Source organism: Mycolicibacter sinensis (assembly GCF_001667945.1).
GTDB lineage: Bacteria > Actinomycetota > Actinomycetes > Mycobacteriales > Mycobacteriaceae > Mycobacterium > Mycobacterium sinense_B.
Genome location: NZ_LZJK01000033.1, coordinates 21,074 through 27,120, shown reverse-complemented (window position 1 = coordinate 27,120; position 6,047 = coordinate 21,074). Strand labels below are relative to the sequence as shown.

Annotated in this window: 5 protein-coding genes and 1 pseudogene; 2 read left to right on the top strand and 4 right to left on the bottom strand. The window is 66.1% G+C overall.

All coding sequences use genetic code 11. The features are described from left to right. Positions 1 to 197, bottom strand: a pseudogene (locus A5694_RS23075) (hypothetical protein); the annotation flags it as partial. An 87-nt stretch (positions 198 to 284) separates the two neighbouring features. Here A5694_RS23075 and A5694_RS03510 point away from each other — a divergent pair. Both A5694_RS03510 and A5694_RS03505 read left to right on the top strand, forming a co-directional pair. Continuing rightward, positions 285 to 1,148: an inositol monophosphatase family protein gene (locus A5694_RS03510; protein ID WP_064920461.1), complete on the top strand. Its 864-nt coding sequence runs from the start codon at positions 285 to 287 to the stop codon at positions 1,146 to 1,148. 329 nt (positions 1,149 to 1,477) lie between these two features. Continuing rightward, complete coding sequence (locus A5694_RS03505) at positions 1,478 to 2,368, top strand: aldo/keto reductase (protein WP_064920460.1); 891 nt, start codon at positions 1,478 to 1,480, stop codon at positions 2,366 to 2,368. Here the strand turns inward: A5694_RS03505 and A5694_RS03500 are convergent. The 3 genes from A5694_RS03500 to A5694_RS03490 are packed head-to-tail and all read right to left on the bottom strand — an operon-like array spanning position 2,365 to position 6,029. Beyond that, complete coding sequence (locus A5694_RS03500) at positions 2,365 to 3,360, bottom strand: aldo/keto reductase (RefSeq protein WP_064920459.1); 996 nt, start codon at positions 3,358 to 3,360, stop codon at positions 2,365 to 2,367. The two genes, A5694_RS03505 and A5694_RS03500, sit on opposite strands and share 4 nt — an antisense overlap. 3 nt (positions 3,361 to 3,363) lie before the next feature. Beyond that, complete coding sequence (locus tag A5694_RS03495; protein ID WP_064920458.1) at positions 3,364 to 4,119, bottom strand: succinate dehydrogenase/fumarate reductase iron-sulfur subunit; 756 nt, start codon at positions 4,117 to 4,119, stop codon at positions 3,364 to 3,366. Further along, entirely contained in the window at positions 4,119 to 6,029 is a 1,911-nt protein-coding gene (locus A5694_RS03490) for a fumarate reductase/succinate dehydrogenase flavoprotein subunit (protein WP_064920457.1), read from the bottom strand. The genes A5694_RS03495 and A5694_RS03490 overlap by 1 nt, the downstream gene beginning before the upstream one ends. Positions 6,030 to 6,047 lie beyond the last annotated feature (18 nt).

The following is a 6,047-nucleotide window of genomic DNA, read 5'->3' as shown; positions in this document are numbered from 1 at the left end:
AACCGCAGCGCGAACAACTCCCCGATCGCCACCAGGTGTGCCGCCGCGGCCCGATTCTCCGCCCGCGCCGAGGCAGCAATGCGATCCACCAATGCCGCCGACTCCGGCGTCGTAGGCGGGTGACGCTGCACAAACCACGCATTGAACTCCGCCACCGACCCCGGCGCAGGCAGCCGAGACTCTGACGAACCGAACATACGTTCGATTCTATACCGACCCGGCGACAGATGCCGGCGGTTTCACAGAGGATGCAACAGCCCCCGCCGATGTGTTGCTATGGGCTGATGGCGACATCGAGTGATCCCGGGCAGCTACGGTCCACGGCCGAGACGCTGGTGGCGGAGGCGGCCGAGTTCGTGCGGCGCCGCCGCGCCGAGGTCTTCGGTGCACAGGCCGGCTCAACTCGGGATCTGGTCCAGACGAAAAGCAGCCCGACGGATCCGGTCACGGTGGTCGACACCGAGACCGAGCGCTTCATCCGGGATCGGCTGACTCAGCTGCGGCCCGGTGATGCGGTGCTGGGCGAGGAAGGCGGCGGCTCCGGCGACGTCTCCGGCCGGGCACCCGGGGCCGTCACCTGGGTGGTCGACCCGATTGACGGCACCGTCAACTTCATGTACGACGTGCCGGCCTACGCCGTGTCGGTAGCGGCACAGATGGATGGGGCCTCAGTGGCCGGCGCGGTCGCGGACGTGGTCGGTGACCGGATCTACTCGGCGGGGCGGGGGCTGGGAGCCCAGGTCACAGACCGGGCCGGCACCGCTGCGCTGCGCTGCGCCGACGTCTCCGAGTTGTCCGTGGCCCTGCTCGGTACCGGGTTCGGCTATTCACCGCGGCGGCGGGCGGCGCAGGCGGAGTTGCTCGCACGACTGCTGCCGGCGGTGCGCGACGTGCGCCGGATCGGGTCGGCGGCGTTGGACCTGTGCATGGTGGCCGCCGGGCGACTTGACGTCTACTACGAGCACGGCATCAAGCCGTGGGATTACGCGGCCGGGTCGCTGATCGCGGCCGAGGCCGGTGCGCGGGTGGTGCTGCCGGGACCGGCGATCGACAGCGGGGAAGTGATCATCGCCGCAGCCGCCGGCATCGCCGACGAATTCATCGCGACGCTGCAGCGCGAAGGCGGTCTGACGCCGATTCCGCAATAGCGGCAGCGCTGCTCTATTTGTGACGAGATTCACGATAATCGGCCATTTATTACCTATCACAGCTTGACCTCGCTCAGATCACGTCTGTATAACGGACCGTGCGATGCGCACTGGGTCCCGAACCGCATTGGCGCGGTAGTCGCTGGATAAGCGCATCATCTGCTGTCAAAACCCAGGAGGTGGAGCGTCGTAACAACGAGGCTCCGGTAGCTCTCGGGTTATCCAAATCCTGACTGTCCGCGCCTTGTTTCGGCCGCGACCAGCGGCATTCCAGATCGAACGATACGTAACTAGCGATGGCAAAGTAACAGAATGTGTAGGTCGAAAAGATGACGATTGCATACGCAGTTGAGAACCGCACCCGGGTCGCTGCGAACCCGATTCCCCAGATCACCCTCAACGACCGGGCGGCGATGCCCGTCCTCGGCCTGGGGGTTGCCAAGCTCTCCGATGAGCAGACCGAGGCCTCGATCCTGACCGCCTTGGAGAACGGCTGCCGGCTGATCGACACCGCCGCCTCCTACGGCAACGAGGCCGTGGTGGGCCGCGCCATTGAGAAGTCCGGGGTGCCGCGGTCGGAGTTGTTCGTCACCACCAAGCTGGGGACGTCGCGACAGGGTTACGCGAGCGCCCTCGACGCCTGCAAAGAGAGCATCGACCGGCTCGGTCTGGACTACCTGGACATGTACCTGATCCACTGGCCGGCTCCGGAAGTCGGCAAGTACCTCGACAGCTGGCAGGCCATGATCCACGCCCGCGAAGAGGGCCTGGTCTCCTCGATCGGCGTCTGCAATTTCACCGAGGAGCTCCTCACCGAGCTCATCGACGCAACGTCGGTGGCCCCCGCGGTCAACCAAGTCGAACTGCATCCGCTGTTCAATCAGGAGGAGCTGCGCCGGTTCCACGCCGAGCACCGGATCGTCACCGAGGCGCACAGCCCGCTGGGCTTCGGCGAGCGGCACATCATCGTGCGGGTGATCGACAACCCGGCGGTGAAGGCGATCGGGGCCAAGCATGACCGCTCACCGGCGCAGGTGCTGATCCGGTGGAGTCTGCAGCTGGGCAACGTGGTCACGCCGCGCTCGTCGCGGCCGCACCGAATCGCCGAGAACTTCGACGTCTTCGACTTCGAACTGAGCGACGACGACATGGAAGTGCTCAACGGGCTACACAACGGAACCCGGATTCATCACCACCCGATGACGTTCGTGGGCACCTAGGAGGGGGCCCGGAACTCCTTCCACATCTCCGGGTAGGGGCCGCGCAGGGGGGCTGACGGTGCCAGGATCTCGGCGATCGCCGCGAGGTCATCGGGGCTCAGGTCCAGGTGGACCGCGGCGGCGCTGTCCTGCAGGTAGTCGGCTTGCTGGGCGCCGACGATCGCCACATGCACGCCGGGCTGCGCCAAGGTCCAGGCCAGAGCCAATTGGCTCAAAGTGACTCCTAGGTCCCCGGCCATAGACCGCAGCGCCGCAACGACTTTCAGGTTGCGGGCGAAGCCCTCCCCGCTGAATAGTCCGCTCAGCGCACGCCAGTCGTCATCGGCGAGCCTGGTTTCGGAGCTGATGGTTCCGGTCAGCAGGCCGTGTGCCAGCGCCCCGTAGACCAGTACGCCGATATTGTTGTCCCGGCAGTACGGAAACAGGGTGTCCTGCAGCTCGCGGCGCAGCATATTGAACGGGGGCTGGACCGTTTCCACCGGCAGCGTGGCCGAGAACTCCGCGATCTGTTCGGCGTCGTAGTTGGAGACCCCGACGTGGCGGATCTTGCCGGACGCCACCAACTCGGCCAGCGCCCCGGCGGTTTCGGCAGCCGGCACGGCCGGGTCGGGCCAGTGCACCTGGTAGAGGTCGATGTGATCGATGCCCAGCGCGGACAGACTGGTGTCGACATCGTGGCGAAGCCATTCGGGCCGGGCATCGCGAACCGGGCCCTCGTCGGTCTCGCGTAAGCCACCCTTGGTGGCGATCACCACCTCGTCGCGGGCGTGGTCGAGGTCGTGACGTAGTGCGGTGCCGAGAATGCGCTCGGCCGTTCCGAATCCGTACTCGTGGGCGGTGTCGAAGAAGTTGAATCCCAGCTCGCGGGCCCGGCGCACGATTGCGATCGCGTTGTCTTCGTCGACGTTGCCCCACGCCCCGCTGAACTCCCAGGTGCCCAGCGCCAGGCGCGAAACTTCGAGCCCGCTTCGTCCCAGCGTGGTCGTTTTCACGGGTCAGTCGGACTTGCGGCGGAAGATCTTTCGCCCGAGCCAGACGACCGGGTCATAGCGGTTCCCGACCACCCGCTCCTTCATCGGGATGATGGCGTTGTCGGTGATCGTGATGTTTTCCGGACACACCTCGGTGCAGCACTTGGTGATGTTGCACAACCCGAGGCCGGCGTCGTCCTGGGCGAAGTCGCGGCGGTCGGCGCTGTCCAGCGGGTGCATGTCCAGCTCCGCCAGCCGGATGAACATCCGCGGCCCGGCGAACCGGGGCTTGTTCTCCTCGTGATCGCGGATGACATGGCAGACGTTCTGGCACAGGAAGCATTCGATGCACTTGCGGAACTCCTGGGAGCGCTCCACGTCCTTCTGCTGCATCCGGTACTCGCCGGGCTTGAGGCCTTCCGGCGGCTTGAATGCCGGCAGCTCGCGAGCTTTCTCGTAGTTGAACGACACATCGGTGACCAGGTCGCGAACCACCGGAAAGGTTCGTACCGGTGTCACGGTGACGGTCTGGTCCGGGTCGAACATCGACATCCGCGTCATGCACATCAGGCGGGGGAATCCGTTGATCTCGGCCGAGCACGAACCGCATTTGCCGGCCTTGCAGTTCCAGCGCACTGCCAGGTCCGGGGTCTGGGTCGCCTGCAACCGGTGGATGACGTCGAGCACTACCTCGCCCTCGTTGACCTCGACCTCGAAGTTCTGTAGCTCGCCGCCGTCGAGGTCACCACGCCAGACCCGCAGCTGGGCGTTGTATGTCATTACGCTCTCCGTCCGGGGTGTTGCGCCAGCTCATCGTCGGTGTAGTACTTCTCCAGCTCGGAGATCTCGAACAGCTCCAACAGGTCCGCCCGCATCTCGGGCTGGGTCTCGGGAGTGATGGTGATATCGGGGACCGCACTGTCGTCGGCGACCCGGCAGACCAGCAGGGTCTTGCGCCAGTTGGAGTCCATGCCCGGGTGGTCGTCACGGGTGTGCCCGCCGCGGCTCTCGGTGCGTTGCAGCGCGGCCTTGGCCACACACTCGCTGACCAGCAGCATGTTGCGCAGGTCCACGGCCAGGTGCCAGCCCGGGTTGTATTGCCGGCCCCCGGCGACGGCGACGGTGGCGAACCGGGCCTTGAGTTCCTCGAGTCGCGACAAGGCCTGCTCCAGCTCGCCGGCGTTGCGGATGATGCCGACCAGATCGTTCATCGACTGTTGCAGCTCGGCGTGCAGGGTGTAGGGGTTCTCCCCGGCACCCCCGCGCTCCAACGGCGCCAGTGCCAGCTCGGCCGCAGCCTCCAGGGCCGCCGGTGTCACCGTGGGCCGACGGTCCAGCCCCTGCACGTATTGCGCGGCGCCCAGGCCGGCGCGGCGGCCGAAGACCAACAGGTCGGACAACGAGTTGCCGCCCAGCCGGTTGGAGCCGTGCATCCCGCCGGAGCACTCGCCGGCGGCGAACAGCCCGGGGACCACCGAAGCGCCGGTGTCCGGGTCGACTTCGATGCCACCCATCACGTAGTGGCAGGTGGGGCCGACCTCCATGGCGTCCTTGGTGATGTCGACCTCGGCGAGCTGCATGAACTGGTGGTACATCGAGGGCAGCCGGCGCTTGATCTCCGCCGGCGTCAGTCGCGATGCGATGTCCAGGAACACGCCGCCGTGCGGCGAACCACGCCCGGCCTTGACTTCGGAGTTGATGGCGCGGGCCACCTCGTCGCGGGGCAGCAGGTCAGGTGTGCGCCGAGCCGAGTCGTTGTCTTTGAGCCACTGGTCGGCCTCTTGCTCGGTCTCGGCGTACTGCCCTTTGAACACCGGCGGGATGTAGTTGAACATGAACCGGGTTCCGTCGGCGTTCTTGAGCACCCCGCCGTCGCCGCGCACGCCCTCGGTGACCAGAATTCCCTTCACACTGGGCGGCCACACCATCCCGGTCGGGTGGAACTGGACGAACTCCATGTTGATCAGCGTCGCGCCGGCACGCAGCGCCAACGCGTGCCCGTCACCGGTGTACTCCCAGGAGTTCGAGGTCACCTTGAACGACTTGCCGATGCCTCCGGTGGCCAGCACCACCGCCGGCGCCTCGAACATGATGAACTTGCCGCTTTCACGCCAGTAGCCGAATGCGCCCGAGATAGCGCCGGTGGCACCGTCTTTGAGCAACTCGGTGATGGTGCACTCGTGGAAGATCTTGATCTTGGCCTCGTAGTCGCCGAACTCCGCATGGTCGTCCTGCTGCAGCGAGACCACCTTCTGCTGCATGGTGCGGATCAGCTCCAGGCCGGTGCGGTCACCGACGTGCGCCAGCCGCGGGTAGGTGTGGCCACCGAAGTTGCGCTGGCTGATCTTTCCGTCTTTGGTGCGGTCGAACAGTGCGCCGTAGGTCTCCAGCTCCCAGACCCGCTCGGGCGCCTCCCGGGCGTGCAGCTCCGCCATCCGCCAGTTGTTGAGGAACTTTCCGCCGCGCATGGTGTCGCGGAAGTGCACCTGCCAGTTGTCTTTTGCGTTGGCGTTGCCCATCGATGCAGCGCAGCCGCCTTCGGCCATCACGGTGTGCGCCTTGCCGAACAACGACTTGCACACCACCGCTACGCTCAGGCCCTGCTCACGGGCTTCGATCACCGCGCGCAGGCCCGCGCCGCCGGCACCGATCACGACCACGTCGTAGGAGTGCCGTTCGACTTCAACCATGAATTCTCGCTTACCCTT

What these genes read in the sequence shown, in the direction of transcription:
- A5694_RS03495 (WP_064920458.1), bottom strand. Translation starts at nt 4,119, where the DNA reads ATGACATACAACGCCCAGCTGCGGGTCTGGCGTGGTGACCTCGACGGC.
- A5694_RS03505 (WP_064920460.1), top strand. Translation starts at nt 1,478, where the DNA reads ATGACGATTGCATACGCAGTTGAGAACCGCACCCGGGTCGCTGCGAAC.
- A5694_RS03510 (WP_064920461.1), top strand. Translation starts at nt 285, where the DNA reads ATGGCGACATCGAGTGATCCCGGGCAGCTACGGTCCACGGCCGAGACG.
- A5694_RS03490 (WP_064920457.1), bottom strand. Translation starts at nt 6,029, where the DNA reads ATGGTTGAAGTCGAACGGCACTCCTACGACGTGGTCGTGATCGGTGCC.